General features: G+C 37.1%; 15 protein-coding genes and 1 other annotated feature. Of the genes, 13 read left to right on the plus strand and 2 right to left on the minus strand.

What is annotated here, in order from left to right:
• The first annotated feature begins 3 nt into the window (after positions 1–3).
• From DIS06_RS17740 to DIS06_RS17775, 8 genes are all read left to right on the plus strand, one after another.
• The gene (locus DIS06_RS17740; RefSeq protein ID WP_110114572.1) at positions 4–786 is read left to right on the plus strand and encodes a DUF2268 domain-containing putative Zn-dependent protease; all 783 of its coding nucleotides are present in this window, start codon (positions 4–6) and stop codon (positions 784–786) included.
• Positions 787–1,011: 225 nt separating this feature from the next.
• Positions 1,012–2,040: an ABC transporter ATP-binding protein gene (locus tag DIS06_RS17745; protein WP_481746884.1), complete on the plus strand. Its 1,029-nt coding sequence runs from the start codon at positions 1,012–1,014 to the stop codon at positions 2,038–2,040.
• Positions 2,040–3,026, plus strand: a complete 987-nt coding sequence (locus DIS06_RS17750) for an ABC transporter ATP-binding protein (protein WP_110114574.1) — start codon at positions 2,040–2,042, stop codon at positions 3,024–3,026. Before DIS06_RS17745 ends, DIS06_RS17750 begins: the two co-directional genes overlap by 1 nt.
• A gap of 51 nt (positions 3,027–3,077) precedes the next feature.
• The gene (gene opp4A, locus DIS06_RS17755) at positions 3,078–4,808 is read left to right on the plus strand and encodes an oligopeptide ABC transporter substrate-binding protein (protein WP_110114575.1); all 1,731 of its coding nucleotides are present in this window, start codon (positions 3,078–3,080) and stop codon (positions 4,806–4,808) included.
• 35 nt (positions 4,809–4,843) lie between these two features.
• Complete coding sequence (gene opp4B / locus DIS06_RS17760) at positions 4,844–5,809, plus strand: oligopeptide ABC transporter permease (RefSeq protein ID WP_110114576.1); 966 nt, start codon at positions 4,844–4,846, stop codon at positions 5,807–5,809.
• 12 nt (positions 5,810–5,821) lie between these two features.
• The gene (gene opp4C / locus DIS06_RS17765) at positions 5,822–6,736 is read left to right on the plus strand and encodes an oligopeptide ABC transporter permease (protein WP_110114577.1); all 915 of its coding nucleotides are present in this window, start codon (positions 5,822–5,824) and stop codon (positions 6,734–6,736) included.
• A gap of 163 nt (positions 6,737–6,899) precedes the next feature.
• Complete coding sequence (locus DIS06_RS21005; protein ID WP_110114578.1) at positions 6,900–7,118, plus strand: YuzI family membrane protein; 219 nt, start codon at positions 6,900–6,902, stop codon at positions 7,116–7,118.
• An 85-nt stretch (positions 7,119–7,203) separates the two neighbouring features.
• On the plus strand, positions 7,204–7,953 hold the full coding sequence (locus DIS06_RS17775; protein WP_110114579.1) for a YjbA family protein: 750 nt from the start codon (positions 7,204–7,206) through the stop codon (positions 7,951–7,953).
• Positions 7,954–7,987: 34 nt separating this feature from the next.
• Here DIS06_RS17775 and trpS read toward each other — a convergent pair whose 3' ends face one another.
• A complete protein-coding gene (gene trpS, locus DIS06_RS17780; RefSeq protein WP_110114580.1) occupies positions 7,988–8,974 on the minus strand; it encodes a tryptophan--tRNA ligase in 987 nt (328 codons plus the stop codon).
• 59 nt (positions 8,975–9,033) lie between these two features.
• Positions 9,034–9,270 (minus strand) — a binding site (T-box leader).
• Positions 9,271–9,838: 568 nt separating this feature from the next.
• Here trpS and DIS06_RS17785 point away from each other — a divergent pair.
• From DIS06_RS17785 to DIS06_RS17805, 5 genes are all read left to right on the plus strand, one after another.
• On the plus strand, positions 9,839–11,485 hold the full coding sequence (locus tag DIS06_RS17785; RefSeq protein WP_110114581.1) for a peptide ABC transporter substrate-binding protein: 1,647 nt from the start codon (positions 9,839–9,841) through the stop codon (positions 11,483–11,485).
• A 97-nt stretch (positions 11,486–11,582) separates the two neighbouring features.
• Positions 11,583–12,518 (plus strand): ABC transporter permease, encoded by a 936-nt coding sequence (locus tag DIS06_RS17790; protein WP_110114582.1) that lies wholly within the window; start codon positions 11,583–11,585, stop codon positions 12,516–12,518.
• Positions 12,519–12,521: 3 nt separating this feature from the next.
• Complete coding sequence (locus DIS06_RS17795) at positions 12,522–13,439, plus strand: ABC transporter permease (protein WP_110114583.1); 918 nt, start codon at positions 12,522–12,524, stop codon at positions 13,437–13,439.
• A gap of 13 nt (positions 13,440–13,452) precedes the next feature.
• Complete coding sequence (locus DIS06_RS17800) at positions 13,453–14,520, plus strand: ABC transporter ATP-binding protein (protein ID WP_110114584.1); 1,068 nt, start codon at positions 13,453–13,455, stop codon at positions 14,518–14,520.
• A 1-nt stretch (position 14,521) separates the two neighbouring features.
• Positions 14,522–15,448, plus strand: a complete 927-nt coding sequence (locus DIS06_RS17805; protein WP_162596013.1) for an ABC transporter ATP-binding protein — start codon at positions 14,522–14,524, stop codon at positions 15,446–15,448.
• Positions 15,449–15,714: 266 nt separating this feature from the next.
• Here the strand turns inward: DIS06_RS17805 and DIS06_RS17810 are convergent, their stop codons facing one another.
• Positions 15,715–16,290 carry a GNAT family N-acetyltransferase gene (locus DIS06_RS17810; RefSeq protein WP_110114586.1) on the minus strand — a complete coding sequence of 192 codons (576 nt, stop codon included), beginning with the start codon at positions 16,288–16,290 and terminating at the stop codon, positions 15,715–15,717.
• Positions 16,291–16,391 lie beyond the last annotated feature (101 nt).

Here is a 16,391-nt window from a genome sequence, read left to right on the forward strand (position 1 = left end):
CAAATGTCAATCGTTTCAACTTATAAATGGGGATCCAGTGAAGATTTATACGAAAAGCTATTGCCTTTTTTTCCTGACACAAAGTCCGATGAAATTGCAGAAACATTGCTTGGATACGGAATGTGTAAACCAAGTAGTGAATTTTATGACGTGTTAAAAGAACTCAACAAACGAAATATGTGGAATAAATTACAAGAAAAATACGTCGTGTTAAAAAAAGAATGGAGTGGTCCTAACATTCCTGTGTTTATTTTACCTAGCAATCTATTCAACCGGAAAATACAAACAGAATTAAATGGACGATCAGGAGTAGCGTTTGAAGATAAATTATTTGTGTTTATGTCCATGCAAACATCAGATGAAGAAGCTTACTCTGTTTTAACTCATGAATACAATCATGTGTGCCGCATGAAAAAACTCAGTAAAAAAGAAAATGAATTAACTTTACTAGATACGATGATAATGGAAGGACTAGCTGAATATGCTGTAAAAGAGTATTGCGGAGAAACGTATATGGCTCCTTGGACGAACTATTATTCGAAAAAACAAGCACAATCGTTTTGGAACAAATACATTGTAGGAAACGAAGATTTGAAGCATATGAGTAGACGTCATGACGACTTATTATATGGGCAACGGTGGTATCCTCGGATGCTCGGATATAGTGTTGGCTACTACATTGTCATGTCTTGTGTAGAAAAACAGTTGTTTTCGTCGAAGCAACTAATGAGGATTCCAAGCAATACTATTTTACAAAAATCTACGTTCAACTTGAACAATGATTAAAACTTTACAAAACACACCAAAATTCGCTATTTTCTGCTATTCTTCGGATGATTTGTTAAAACTCCTAACACTATTGTGCACTAATTCACGAAAGGAGTTCGCTAATTTTGAAAAGAAAAATAAAAAATAATTTTCAAAAAATATTGATTTTGTAAAGTTTTTGTAATATTATCTTATTCAAATATAATATTTTGTAAAAATTCAAAAAATGTGTAGAGGTGTGTAATGAAGATGGGATCTAAACATAGTCAAGAGACACCGTTACTTGAAGTGAGGAATCTAGAAACTTCGTTTTCGATTAATGGTAAATGGCACAACGCTGTTGATAATGTGTCTTTTCAAATAAAAAGGAAAAGAATTGTCGGAATTGTTGGAGAATCAGGTTGCGGTAAAAGTGTGTTGTCTCTTTCTGTCATCCGATTGTTACCGAAACTAAATAGTAAGATTAGTAGTGGGAAAATTGTATTTGAAGGCAAAGACCTTAGTGAATTAAACGATAATGAAATGAACAAAGTTCGTGGAAAAGACATCTCAATGATTTTCCAAGAGCCAATGACGTCGCTTAATCCAGTTTTAACTATTGGATATCAGTTAGCGGAAGTTTTGCATAATCATCGTAATATCTCAAAAGCGGAGGCAAGAGAAGAAAGTGTTGCTTTACTAAAGAGTGTCGGTATTTCAAGGCCTGAGAAAATTGTTGATGAATATCCTCATCAGCTATCAGGTGGTATGCGTCAGCGTGTTATGATCGCAATTGCGATTGCGTGTCAGCCAAAGTTACTCATTGCCGATGAGCCAACAACAGCACTAGACGTAACGGTTCAAGCGCAAATTCTCGATTTATTAAAAGAAATTCAAGAAATTAATGATATGTCTATTATCATGATTACACATGACCTTGGTGTTGTAGCGGAGATGTGTGATGAAGTAGTGGTCATGTATGCAGGAAGAGTAGTGGAGCATACTGACGTTGATACGTTATTCCATGATCCAAAACATCCTTATACACAAGCATTACTTGATTCGATTCCTAAATTAGACGAGGAAGCGGAAGAATTAAATACGATTAAAGGAATTGTTCCATCACTTGTCAATATGCCTGCTACGGGCTGTCGTTTTGCAGACCGTTGTGTGCATGCGATGAAGGAATGTAGAGAAATAACTCCTCAACTAGCACCAGAGTCAGAAGGACACGATGTGGCGTGCTTGCTTTATAAAAGCAGTTTTCCACGTGAAGGAGTGAAAACAAGCTAATGAGTATCGAAGTAAAAGAGAAAGATATTTTACTAGAAGTAAAAAATTTAAAAACCTATTATCCGATTCACGGTGGCTTTTTTCGTCGTAAGGTCGGTGATGTAAAAGCTGTAGATGATGTCTCATTTGAACTACGTAAAGGTGAAACGTTAGGATTAGTTGGTGAGTCAGGGTGTGGAAAATCAACAACTGGTCGTACCATTTTACGCCTGCTCGATCCGACAGAAGGTAAAATTGTGTTTGATGGACAAGATATTACGAGATTAAGAGGAACATCGTTACGGAAAGTAAGACAAGATTTCCAAATGATTTTCCAAGATCCATATGCATCACTGAACCCGACACAAATGGTTGGGGATGTTGTGTCTGAACCTATTCGTAATTTTACCGGAAAATCACTTAAACAATTAAAGCCAGAAGTGATGGAGCTTTTAACGAAAGTTGGATTACCAGAAGATGCGTATTACAAATATCCACATGAATTTTCAGGTGGACAGCGTCAACGTATTGGGATTGCACGCGCACTAGCACTTCGTCCAAAACTTATTATTGCGGACGAGCCTGTATCGGCACTAGACGTATCTGTACAATCACAAGTACTCAACCTTTTAAAAGAGTTACAAGATGAATTTGAGCTTACGTTTTTGTTTATTGCCCATGACCTTAGTGTTGTAAAACATATGAGTGATCGTATTGGAGTTATGTATCTAGGGGGACTAGTAGAAATTGCTGATAAGAAAAGCTTATATGCTGAACCACTTCATCCTTATACACAAGCATTAATTTCTGCTATACCGGAACCTGATCCACGCAAGAAAAAGAAGCGTATCATTTTAGAAGGTGACGTTCCAAGTCCAGTCGATCCACCGAGTGGCTGTCCATTTCATCCGAGATGCATTCATGCAAAAGATGAGTGTAAACAGGTAAAGCCACAATTAAAGGAGGTGAAGCCAGGTCACAGGGTAGCTTGCCATCTTTATAGTTAGAAAATTCTTAAAAAGGCTACATATTTTGATGATTACTAGGGGGGAAAACCAATGAAGAAAAAATCACTATTAGGTCTAATGTCATTGCTTATTGTGATGTCACTATTCTTAGCGGCATGCGGAGGCGGTAACTCAGCACCTACAAACAAAACAGAAAGCGAACCAAAAACAGAAGGTCCAAAAACAGATGCACCGACAGAAGGTGGCGTTGTAACTTACGCAATCGATGGCGCACCAGAAGGTATTATGGAAGCAGGTTTTTATGGAAGTGCATATGACGCTGATATCTTATCGTTTATCACAGAAGGCGTTTACAAAGTAAACAAAGAGTTAAAGTATGAGCCAAACTTTGCTGAGTGGGAAGTTAGTGAAGATAGATTAACTTACACATTCAAATTCAAAGAAGGCGTAAAATGGCATAATGGCGAAGAGCTAACAGTTGAAGACTGGAAATACGCATTAGAAGTACTTGCAGATAAAGACTACACTGGTCCTCGTTTTGTAAACGTAGAGCATGTTAAAGGTGCAACTGAGTATAGAGAAGGAAAAGCAGATTCAATCTCAGGTATCGAAGTTGTAGATCCTTACACAATCAAAATTACGTTTAAAGAAGTACGTGTAAATAACCTTGAAAACTTATGGTCATACCCAATGCCTAAAAAGCATTACGAAGGTATTGCTGTAGCAGATTTACAAGAATCTAAACAAGTTCGTCAAGAGCCTGTAGGTCTTGGAGCGTTCAAAGTTAAAAAGGTAGTTAATGGAGAGTACGTAGAATTAGAGCGTTTCGATGATTACTGGCAAGGTAAGCCACTTCTTGATGGCGTAGTTGTAAAAGTAATTGACCCATCATTAACAGCAGGTGCGCTACAAAAGAACGAAATTGATTTAATCTCAGTACGTCCAGCTGACTTACCACAACTTGAAAGCTTAGATAACGTTGAGCTTTTAGAAGGAAAAGCAGCTGTATACTCTTACATTGGATTACGTTTTGGTCATCGCGATCAAGCTACAGGTAAAAACGTAGCAGATTTCGATAAATTCGAAAACAAACAATTACGTCAAGCATTACTTTATGCTATTGACCGTCAATCAATGATTAAAGCATTCATGGGTGGAAAAGCAGTAGAATTTAACACAGTAATTCCTTCTGTATTCTGGATTGCTGCTGAAGAAAGTGAATTAAACCCTTATAAGTATGATCCAGAAAAAGCAAAATCATTATTAGCTGAAGCTGGTTATAAAGATGTGAATGGTGATGGCTTCGTAGAAGATCCAAAAGGTGAAGAGTTTAAAATTTCATTCGGTCACTATGCTGGTCCAGCTAACTTTGAAGGTCGTGCAAAAGCGATCATCCAAGCTTGGAATGATATCGGTGTGAAAACTGAAATGGCAACTGGTTCTTTAATCGAGTTTAACTTATACAATGAAATGAAAGACAACGATGATAAAGCATTAGAAGCATTCTTCGGTTCTTGGGGAACTGGTGCTGATCCAGATCCAAACGGATTATGGGGTTCAAACTCTGAGTGGAACTACGGTCGTTGGGTGAACGAAGAATCTGATAAGTTAATCTTAGCAGGTTTAAGTGAGCAAGCATTTGATGAAGAGTTCCGTAAGAACACATACGTTGAATGGCAAAAATTATTTAACGATGAGTTACCAGGTCTTCCGTTATGGGAAAACATGAACCTTTATGCAGTGAACAAGCGCCTTCAAGGTGTAACAATGGATCCAAATACAGCAATTCTTGATCCTCATAAATGGTCTGTAACAGAGTAATCGAAACATTTTTAAGTAGATAAGGAGAGTCAACAATGCTTCAATACTCACTAAGACGTATACTTGGAATGATTCCACTGTTGATTCTAATCTCCTTTGTAGTATTCACCCTGGCAAAGATGATGCCAGGGGACCCCTTTGGGGGGGAAATTAATCCGAGTAATACAGATCCAAAATATATTGAAGAGATGCGTGAAAAGCTCGGATATAATGATCCGATTCCTGTTCAATATTGGAACTGGGTTACAGGAATGTTCCAAGGAGATTTTGGGAAATCAACAACACATAAGCTACCAACACTAGAAGTAATTACAGAACGTATACCTAATACGTTATTCTTAGCTATTACCTCACTACTCATCACCTATATGTTTGCATTTGTATTAGGGATGTATGCAGGTAAGAAGCCGTATACAATCGGAGATAATTTAATTGCTGGTTACAACTATTTTGCATTAGCTGTACCATCTTTTATCGCCGGCATTGTAGCTATTTACTTTTTTTCGTTTCGACTTGATTGGTTTCCATTTAGTGGATCAGTTGCAGTTGGATTAGAGCCAGGAACGCTTGCGTATTATCAAAGTAAGCTGCATCATGTTATTATGCCAGCCCTGATTCTTGGATTAATGTCAACCGCTTCATATACTCAATTTTTACGTAATGACATTATTGAAAATAGCCGAAAAGACTTTGTTCGCACAGCTCGTGCGAAGGGAACGAAAGAATCTAAAATTTACAATGTTCATATTTTACGAAACTCTATTATTCCACTTGTTACATTTTTAGGATTTGACCTTGTAACTATTATTAGTGGAGCTGTTATTACAGAAACAATCTTTACGTATCCAGGAATTGGTCAACTCTTCGTTGAGTCTGTTACAACACGTGATTACTCTGTCATGATGACATTAACTATGATGTTTTCAGTGTTAACATTAGTAGGTAATCTAGTAGCTGACTTATTATACGGAGTAGTGGATCCGCGAATTCGTCTAGACTAGGAGGGGAACGAAATGGAAGTCGTAACAAATAAGAATGTACAACCAGAACCTAATACGAAAGTCCAGAAGAGTCCTTCTCCCTGGGCGATTGCGAGAAAGAAATTCCTTCGCAATAAGTTAGCGATGATTAGCTTAACATTCATGGTCATTATTACAGGGCTAGCGATTTTAGCTCCTTATATCACGACACATGATATTTCTCGTATCGATTACATGAAAATGAGTTTAGCTCCTTCCACTGAACATTGGTTAGGAACCGATACAAATGGACGAGATGTTTTCACTAGAACCATTTATGGTGGTCGTACATCATTATTAATAGGGTTTGCATGTACGATTTTAGTAGTTATTATTGGAACAATTGTTGGGGCGTTAGCGGGTTACTACGGAGGAATTGTTGATCAAGCTCTTATGCGCTTCACAGACTTTGTTTTAAACTTTCCTTTAATGGTATTTGTTATCGTACTAAACACAATTTTTGTAGGGAAAATTTCTGGAGTATGGACACTCATCCTCGTTGTTAGTGCATTAAGTTGGGCTGGGGTAGCACGTCTTGTACGAAGTAAAATTCTAGCCGAAAAAGAAAATGAATATGTCTTAGCAGCTATCTCCATTGGCTGTAGCCCAGTGAAAGTAATTACAAAACATCTATTACCTAACGTATTTTCAACTATTATTGTACAAGCAACACTCTTAATGGCGGTTATGATTGTATTTGAATCTGGTATTAGTTTTATCGGGTTTGGTGTACCATCTGATACACCAACATGGGGGAACATGTTAACAGAAGCAAGACAATCAAATGTATTACAAAATCAAGTGTGGATGTGGGTTCCACCAGGATTAGCGATTACATTTACTATTTTAGCCATTAACTTTATTGGAGAAGGATTAAAAGATGCATTAAATCCTAAATCAAACCGTTAAAAAATCTATCACCTTCATGTGATGGATTTTTTTTGCTTTTTTCACATTTATCTAGGAGATTGACTGTGACATGTTTTCTTTCTTTTTTCATATGATGTAGTAAAAGCTGGACAAGGGAGAACAGTAGAATGGATAGACGAAATGATGGATTTGATGAGAAGAGATGAGATTCTTTTTATTCCTCGTTGGCTTTGGTTTGTCGGTAGTGGGAGGAATAATGTTGATTACGTATTTAAATTTAGTACCAGCAGGGTATACGTACAGAGATTATATCTGGTTTATTAGATCAAGACCGGAGTGTTACTTTTTACTTGTAGGACTAGCTATTAGTAGTTTGTGTATTTATCATCCGACTGGAATGAGAAAAAATAATGAAAGATAAAGATTGAATAGTATGATTTGGAATAAAAATACCTATCTTTGCCTATACTGATTTTTAATAAACAGTGTGTAAGTGAGGGGTGAAAATGTTGTATCTTCATGATGTTTGGGTTAATTGGTTTGAAGGTGAAGAAAATGGTTACAATGTTTGCCACTTTCACGAGTGGCGAAAAGATGATTGTGTGGAATTACTCGATCAAGTCCCATTGTTAAAAGTAGACTCATTATTGTTTCACTACATTGAAAATGACTTATCGGAATTACCACAATCATTGTTAGGTGAAGTGTATCAAAAAGCATATATTCGTAAGAACCACGAGCGTATACAGTTGGAATATTGCTTCGTTGTGACAGATGGAAATGGCATCTTAGCAGTGGATACAATGGGCTATCATATTCCGATTCGTAAAAGTCGTCTCATTCCAAGACAAGAGCAACTTGTATATGAAATGATTGAAGAGCAAGACATGGCGAAGTATGAGTTTAGCAAGCAAGAATTGTTGAAGAAAGAACATCATATTCTATCGCCTGCACCTGCGACGATGACTGGATTAACGAGAAAAGAACGCCAACTAAAGCAATTATTGTTTATGGCTCTTGATCAATTGCATGCATCTAAAAATGCAGCGCAAGTTCGTTATTGGTACACGGAGTGGAATCCAGAGCGATATAGTTACATACAAGATATGAATTTTGAAGATGTGTGGCAAGAGCTATTTGATGAAACAAAAGAAGGCTGGTCGCATAAGCATAAACAGCTTTGTGAAAACTTAATTAAAGGACAACCTTTCTTTGAAAAGCTATGGGAAATTGAACAAGAACCAAAAGTTAACTAAAAAAAACGACTGCATTTGCAGTCGTTTTTTTTAGTTAACGCTTGCGACCAATTCCCATCGCATTGCGCATTTTGCGTAGCATATTGTTTGCTGCTGTATTTGCTTTTTCTGCACCTTGATCTAAAATGGCATCAAGCTCTTCAGAGTCAAGGAGCTCATAGTAACGTTCTTGAATAGGAGTAAGGGCGTTAATTACGACTTTCGCAACATCTGCTTTAAAGTCTCCGTATCCTTTTCCTTCATACATCACTTCAATCTCTTCAATTGATTTATTTTCTAAGATGGAGTAAATGCCTAATAAGTTTGAAATACCCGGCTTGTTTTCTTTATCAAATTTCACAATGCCTTCTGAATCGGTAACGGCACTTTTGATTTTCTTTTCGATTGTCTTTGCATCATCAAGTAACGTAATAAATGCTTTTGAGTTCGGATCTGACTTACTCATTTTTTTCGTTGGCTCTTGAAGGGACATGATGCGCGCACCGACTTTTGGAATACGTACTTCTGGAATCGTAAAGATATCATTGTATTTTTTATTAAAGCGTTCCGCTAAATCACGTGTTAACTCTAGATGTTGCTTTTGATCTTCTCCAACAGGTACTAAGTCTGTTTGGTACAAGAGAATATCAGCAGCCATTAATGGTGGATAAGTTAATAAGCCAGCTGATACGGCTTCTTTACCCGCCGATTTATCCTTAAATTGAGTCATACGCTCAAGCTCACCGATGTAAGACACACATTGTAACATCCATCCCGCTTCTGTGTGTGCTGGTACTTCTGATTGAATAAACAATGTTGATTTTGTTGGATCAATCCCAACTGCTACATATAAAGCAGCAAGGCTACGAATGTTTTTTCGTAATTGTAGACGATCTTGTGGAACGGTAATGGCATGTTGATCAACAATACAGAAGTAACAATTGTAGTCATTTTGCAATTCAACAAATTGTTTCATCGCTCCAATGTAGTTTCCAAGTGTAATGGTACCGCTCGGTTGAATACCTGAGAAAATGGTTTTCATAAATTAATCTTCCTTTCTAATTTTAGGCAACAAAAAAGCCCATTCATCTCCTAACAAACGTTAGGGACGAATGGACCGCGTTGCCACCCTATTTATTCCAGCATTTACGAGAAATGCGAAATCTCTTTAACCATAATGAATAGACATTATGTGTTATGTAACGTATAACAAACGTTCAAGCTTTTCACTTGAAAGCTCAGAAGTCCATTCCATACTCGTAATTGTTTGTTTTCACCAACCACAAACTCTCTAAAAAATTACAAGGAGTATGTACTACTCTTCCTCATTGCCTATATCATTAAATTTGCTTTTGTATTCTATTATATCCATTTGATGATGAAATGCAAACTGTCGAAATAAAATTTATATTTGCAAATTCGACAATTTATGCTATAGTTTTTGTAATCTAATTGCAATATCTATTTAATATGGAAATTTGTTCATGCGGAAAGGACAGTTGTGTGTCTAGTAGACAACTTCCTACAGAAGTCTACAAAATCAAATTTTAATAATAGTATTGCAATAAATTTTTAAACTATTTATAATAGTCGTAGTTCATATATTTTTTACAAATATATTACAACGCCTTAATTTTTCAGAAAAAATAAAATAGATAGTGTTTTGCTACAATAATTTTGTAGCTCTTTCGCATCTTCTACAGCATGAGTACATACACATACAAGTGTCCATGTGTCATTTCTATATTTCATAGAGTAGAAGATATATTTATAGAGTTGGTTCTTTATCTCTCTACTACGCGAAAAAAAGACTGACTATTTAGCAAAAACAAATTATTTCTGAAGTTAAGAAATTGTATGTTGTGAAAAGTATATGAATTAAGAAAAATTAGGGGGTAAAACATTCATGAAGAAAAGATTATCCGTTCTTTTCAGCTTGTTGCTTGTATTCAGCCTTTTCTTAACAGCATGTGGATTCAATAAAGAATCTGGCAGCGGTTCAAGCAATGCTGGTTCATCAGGCGGCGAAAGCGGCAGCGGCGATGCAAAACAAGAACTTCGTTTAAACATTAAAACTGAGCCATTCTCATTACATCCAGGTTTAGCGAACGATAGCACATCTGGTGCTGTACTTCGTCAAACGTTTGAAGGTTTAACTCGTATTAAAGACGGTGAGCCTGAAAACGCAATTGCAGAAGACGTTCAAATGAGTGAAGATGGATTAACGTACACGTTTAAATTACGTGATGCAAAATGGACAAATGGTGATGCTGTAACAGCTCAAGATTTCGAATACGCATGGAAATGGGTATTAGATGCGAAAAACGAATCTGACTATGCTGAACAGTTATACTACCTAAAAGGTGGAGAAGCTGCACATAAAGGTGAAGGTAGCCTTGATGATGTAGGTGTTAAAGCAGTAGACGAAAAAACATTAGAAGTAACACTTGAGCATCCAACAGCTTACTTCTTAGAATTAACAGCGTTCTATACGTACTACCCAGTTAATAGCAAAATTGCTCAAGAAAATGATAAGTGGTACACAGATGCAGGAGATGCATATGTAACAAACGGTCCATTCAAGATGACTGAATGGTCTCATAACGACAAAATCGTTTTAGAGAAAAATGCAGACTATTGGGATGCAGATGCTGTAAAACTTGAAAAAGTTGACATGTTCATGATCAACGATAACAACACTGAATTATCAATGTTTGATAACGGTGAATTAGACTGGGCAGGTAACCCAACAGGTGCTCTTCCAGTAGAAGCAATTCCTCAATTAAAAGATGAAGGTAAATTAAACATTTCAGTTAAAACTGGTACTTACATGTACAAATTCAACACACAAGTTGAAGGGTTAGACAATGTAAATATCCGTAAAGCCTTATCTTATGCAATCGATCGTCAAGCGATCATTGATAATGTATCAAAACAAGAACAAGTTCCTGCAACTGCAATGGTTCCGCCTCAAGCGTACCATGAAGATAGCCACTCTTTATACAAAGATGGTGATGTAGAAGCTGCGAAAGAGCTTCTAGCTAAAGGTTTAGAAGAAAAAGGCATGGATAAGTTAACGCTTAAACTTTCTTACAACACAGATGAAGGCCATCAAAAGATCGCACAAGCTGTTCAAGATATGTGGTCTAAAGCTTTCGAAGGTAAAGTAGAAGTAGCACTTGATAACCAAGAGTGGAACGTATACATCGATAAGTTACACAACGGTGACTATGAAATCGGTCGTATGGGTTGGATTGGTGACTTCAACGATCCAATTACATTCTTAGAGTTATTCCGTGAAAAAGACGGCGGTAACAACAACACATTCTGGGAAAATGCGAAATACAAAGAATTACTTGCTCAATCTCAACAAGAAGTTGATGCTGACAAGCGTTTAGAGTTATTAAAACAAGCAGAGCAAATTTTAATTGATGAAATGCCAGCTGCACCAATTTACTACTACACTGATGCTTGGGTTCAAGCTGAAAACTTAAAAGACGTAGAAGTATCATCACTTGGTGATATTCAATTAAAATGGGCTCACTTTGAGTAATAGTTGAATCTGTTTTGTACAAAGGTATATGGGGATATCCCCATATACTTTTCTTCTTGATAGGGGATTATTTGTTAAATTATGGAGGTGTCCTATTTTGCTTAAATATATCGGCAAACGTTTGCTGTACATGTTTCTTTCACTCTTCTTAATTATTACAGCGACGTTTTTCTTAATGAGAGCAGCACCTGGAGGGCCATTCGCTTCTGAGAAAAAGCTTCCTCCAGAAATTGAAGCCAATTTAAATGCTTACTATGGATTAGACAAACCATGGTACGGTCAATATTTTGATTATTTATCATCCATTGCACAATGGGATTTCGGTCCTTCGTTTAAATACAAGGGTCAAACCGTTAATGATTTAATTAGTGGAGGCTTTCCTGTTTCATTCATGCTAGGAATGGAAGCAATCTTTTTAGCACTAGCTATTGGTGTGTTATTAGGCGTTATTGCCGCATTAAACCACAATAAGTGGCCAGATTATTCTGCAATGATTGTTGCTGTACTTGGTATTTCGGTTCCAAGCTTTATCATGGCAACCATTTTACAATATTTCTTAGCCATTAAATTAGGCTTGTTCCCGGTAGCACGATGGGAGTCTTGGGCTCATACATTCTTACCGGCTTTAGCATTAGCTTCAACCCCAATGGCATTTATCGCACGTTTAACACGTTCGAGTATGTTAGAAGTATTAAGCAATGACTACATTAAAACAGCAAAAGCAAAAGGATTAAGTAAACCAGTAATTACAGTAAAACATGCGATTCGAAACGCAATGTTACCGGTTGTTTCTTACATGGGTCCTTTAACAGCAGGGATTTTAACGGGAAGCTTCGTTATTGAAAAAATCTTCGGTATTCCTGGTTTAGGATCTCACTTTGTAACGAGCATTACAAACCGTGATTATACGGTTATTATGGGTGTTACAGTGTTCTATAGTATCTTACTACTCGTATCAATCTTAATTGTTGATATTTTATACGGATTAATTGATCCACGAATTAAGCTAACTGGCGGAAAGAAGGGAGAGTAAAGGATGCAACAGATCCCTAAAAATATGTTTGAACCAGCTTCAATCGATGCACGTGAAGCTGAAAAAATATCAAAACCAAGTTTATCTTTTTGGAAAGATGTCACGATTCGTTTTCGTAAAAATAAGCTTGCGATGTTCGGAATCGTGTTATTAGTTCTTCTTGTCTTCATGGCAATCTTCGGTCCAATGATGACACCATATGACTATAAAACAAATGATTTAATGAATGCCAACCAACCACCTTCAGTTGATCATTGGTTTGGTACAGATGATTTAGGCCGTGACATGTTTACAAGAACATGGGAAGGGGCTCGTATCTCATTATTTATCGGTATCTCAGCAGCACTCATTGATTTATTCATTGGTGTTTTATGGGGAAGTATCGCTGGTTACCGCGGTGGTCGTACAGACGAATACATGATGCGCTTTGCCGATATTTTATGGGGTGTTCCTTACTTATTACTTGTTATTTTATTAATGGTTGTTTTAGACCAAGGTTTAGGAACAATGATCCTAGCAATGACGATTACAGGTTGGATTAACATGGCACGTATTGTTCGTGGACAAATCCTACAATTAAAGAACCAAGAATACGTATTAGCTTCACAAACATTAGGAGCGAGCACATCAAGGATTTTAATGAAACACTTAGTGCCGAATGCGATGGGACCAATTTTAGTTACAATGACATTAACAATTCCATCAGCTATTTTCACTGAGTCGTTCTTAAGTTATTTAGGTTTAGGTGTACCAGCACCACTTGCAAGTTGGGGAACAATGGCTTCTGACGGACTTCCAGCATTGAAATACTATCCGTGGCGTTTATTTTTCCCAGCAACATTTATTTGTTTAACTATTTTTGCGTTTAACGTAATCGGTGATGGACTACGTGATGCGTTAGATCCAAGACTACGCAAATAAAGGAGTGAGAAACATGGAACGTTTATTAGAAGTAAAAGACTTAGAAGTCTCATTCCAAACGTATGGCGGAGAAGTAAAAGCTGTTCGTGGTGTAAACTTTCACTTAAATAAAGGTGAAACTCTAGCCATCGTTGGTGAATCAGGTTCAGGAAAAAGTGTTACCTCTCAAACGATTATGCGCTTAATTCCAATGCCTCCGGGTAAAATTGCAAACGGCCAAATCTTGTTTGACGGTGATGATATCGTTAAAAAAACCGATAAACAAATGGAACAAATCCGAGGTAAAGATATAGGAATGATTTTCCAAGATCCAATGACATCGTTAAACCCAACGATGAAAGTTGGAAATCAAATTACAGAAGTGTTAGTGAAGCATTCTAACATGTCAAAAGCACAAGCTAAGGAGAGAGCAATTGAGCTCTTAACACTTGTTGGAATTCCATTTCCTGAGCAACGTGTGAATCAATACCCACATGAATTTAGTGGTGGTATGAGACAGCGTGTGATGATTGCGATTGCTTTAGCTTCTAATCCAAAGCTTTTAATTGCCGATGAGCCAACAACGGCATTAGATGTAACGATTCAAGCGCAAATTCTAGAGCTGATGAAAGAGTTACAGAAAAAGATGGATACAGCCATTATCTTTATCACACATGATTTAGGTGTGGTAGCAAACGTTGCAGATCGTGTCGCTGTTATGTACGCAGGACAAATTGTCGAAACTGGTACAGTGGATGAGATTTTCTATAATCCACAACACCCTTATACATGGGGCTTACTTGCTTCAATGCCGAGCCTTGATAATGATTCAAAAGAAGAATTAGCTGCGATTCCAGGAACGCCACCGGATTTAACGAATCCGCCTAAAGGTGACGCATTTGCACCACGTAACCCTTATGCAATGAAAATCGACTTTGAACAAGAACCACCAATGTTTAAAGTGTCAGATACACACTATGCAAAAACATGGTTACTACACCCTGATGCGCCAAAGGTAGAGCCTCCAGAATCCGTAAAACGTCGCATGCGCCAACTCGCAAACACATATGCAAAACCTGTATTAGCGAAGGAAGGTGAATAAGATGACAGAAAAACTAGTTGAAATTAAGAACTTAAAGCAACACTTTGACACAGGAAAAAGTGTAATCAAAGCTGTAGATGGTCTGACATTCGACATCTATAAAGGTGAAACATTAGGATTAGTTGGTGAATCTGGTTGCGGTAAATCCACAACAGGTCGTACAATCATCCGCCTTTACGATGCAACAGACGGAGAGGTTCTCTTTAACGGTGAAAATGTACATGGGCGTAAATCAAAAGCAGAGTTAAAGAAATTTAACCGTAAAATGCAAATGATTTTCCAAGATCCATATGCATCGTTAAACCCTCGTATGACAGTTGCAGACATTATCGCAGAAGGTATCGACATTCATGGTTTAGCGAAAACAAAGCAAGAGCGTATGAACAAGGTGTACGAACTGCTTGAAACGGTTGGTTTAAACCGTGAACATGCAAACCGCTATCCACATGAATTTAGTGGTGGTCAACGTCAACGTATCGGGATTGCACGTGCTTTAGCTGTTGAACCAGATTTTATTATTGCCGATGAGCCTATTTCAGCATTAGACGTGTCGATCCAAGCACAGGTTGTTAACTTAATGAAAAAATTACAACGCGAGCGTGGGTTAACTTATTTGTTCATTGCTCATGACCTATCAATGGTTAAATACATTAGTGATCGTATCGGAGTTATGTACCGTGGAAAGATTGTCGAACTTGCAAAAAGTGAAGAGCTTTATCGAAATCCTCTTCATCCGTATACAAAAGCGTTATTATCAGCGATTCCGTTACCAGATCCTGATACAGAGCGTACACGAGTACGTCAAGTTTATGACGCAAACAATCATAACTACAACGGTGAAGAGCCACAGTTACGTGAAGTAACACCAGGACACTATGTATCATGTTCAGAAGCAGAATTTAAACAATATAAGCAAACGACAAACTAGATGAAACGATCTCATGACGAGGTCGTTTTCTTTTTATGCATAAATACATCTGCTCATCAGCTAATCTACATGTCAGAACGTATGACATTAATGCGTTAAAGTTATTATACAGCAGAGTGTTAAAAAATACTATTATAAATTTTCTGAAATATAAAAAAGTTGAAGTTGAGGAAAAATATACTACATCTTATGGAGGGAAATCAAGTAGAACAAACAAGCATTCAAAAAAGCGACACATTTTCAAAAAACGCATCGCTTTTCCTTTGTTAAAGATCGGCTAAAATGTCACCTTCATCACGGTTTTTTTCAAGTTTTAATACTTCATCAGCTGGCAAATATGATTTGCCATACCATTCTTTATCTTTGTACGTATGAATCATTTCGTATGTTTTCTTCATACTTGCCAGGATGCTTTCTTCTGATTCTTTAGTAGGGGACCAATATAAAATTTCCATTTGATTAATTTCATTTGTCGCAAGCGAACGACGACGGTACCCAATCGATTTGGCATGGGTAAAGCCGAGGCGCTTATAAAAGCGTAATCGTTTTTCTGTATCTGTGTCTTCATAATTAACAGGTTCTACTTCTAGAATAATGGGTTTCTGCTTTTCTTTTAGCTTATCCATTAACTTTTGACCAAGACCTTGACCTCGTGACTCTTTAGAAACAAATAAATAGTCAACGAAAATAAAATCGCCTGTTTCTACATACATTAAAACATGGTGAGGACCTTCATCTTTATGATAAATATCTCCACGCTCTTTTAATAAAGCTTCAATGTGTTCTTTTGATTTAAGTTCTTCAATTGGAAAGTATTTACTTAGTTTCTCGTACCAGTTCATTTTGTCCTCCTTGAATGTTCGGATTAACAAAAAGCTATCTTTACTGGGACTGACCCCTGTTTTTGAGACAGGGATCAAAACACCTTTTAAACAACCAGTTT

It is taken from the genome of Bacillus sp. CGMCC 1.16541, from assembly GCF_003184905.1.
GTDB lineage: Bacteria > Bacillota > Bacilli > Bacillales > Bacillaceae_H > Priestia.

Bases quoted from the DNA above. Each gene is read 5' to 3' on its own strand.
- opp4B (WP_110114576.1), top strand. From the start codon at position 4,844: ATGCTTCAATACTCACTAAGACGTATACTTGGAATGATTCCACTGTTG.
- opp4C (WP_110114577.1), top strand. From the start codon at position 5,822: ATGGAAGTCGTAACAAATAAGAATGTACAACCAGAACCTAATACGAAA.
- DIS06_RS21005 (WP_110114578.1), top strand. From the start codon at position 6,900: ATGAGATTCTTTTTATTCCTCGTTGGCTTTGGTTTGTCGGTAGTGGGA.
- opp4A (WP_110114575.1), top strand. From the start codon at position 3,078: ATGAAGAAAAAATCACTATTAGGTCTAATGTCATTGCTTATTGTGATG.
- DIS06_RS17740 (WP_110114572.1), top strand. From the start codon at position 4: ATGTCAATCGTTTCAACTTATAAATGGGGATCCAGTGAAGATTTATAC.
- DIS06_RS17745 (WP_481746884.1), top strand. From the start codon at position 1,012: ATGAAGATGGGATCTAAACATAGTCAAGAGACACCGTTACTTGAAGTG.
- DIS06_RS17795 (WP_110114583.1), top strand. From the start codon at position 12,522: ATGCAACAGATCCCTAAAAATATGTTTGAACCAGCTTCAATCGATGCA.
- DIS06_RS17800 (WP_110114584.1), top strand. From the start codon at position 13,453: ATGGAACGTTTATTAGAAGTAAAAGACTTAGAAGTCTCATTCCAAACG.
- DIS06_RS17750 (WP_110114574.1), top strand. From the start codon at position 2,040: ATGAGTATCGAAGTAAAAGAGAAAGATATTTTACTAGAAGTAAAAAAT.
- DIS06_RS17810 (WP_110114586.1), bottom strand. From the start codon at position 16,290: ATGAACTGGTACGAGAAACTAAGTAAATACTTTCCAATTGAAGAACTT.
- trpS (WP_110114580.1), bottom strand. From the start codon at position 8,974: ATGAAAACCATTTTCTCAGGTATTCAACCGAGCGGTACCATTACACTT.
- DIS06_RS17805 (WP_162596013.1), top strand. From the start codon at position 14,522: ATGACAGAAAAACTAGTTGAAATTAAGAACTTAAAGCAACACTTTGAC.
- DIS06_RS17775 (WP_110114579.1), top strand. From the start codon at position 7,204: ATGTTGTATCTTCATGATGTTTGGGTTAATTGGTTTGAAGGTGAAGAA.
- DIS06_RS17785 (WP_110114581.1), top strand. From the start codon at position 9,839: ATGAAGAAAAGATTATCCGTTCTTTTCAGCTTGTTGCTTGTATTCAGC.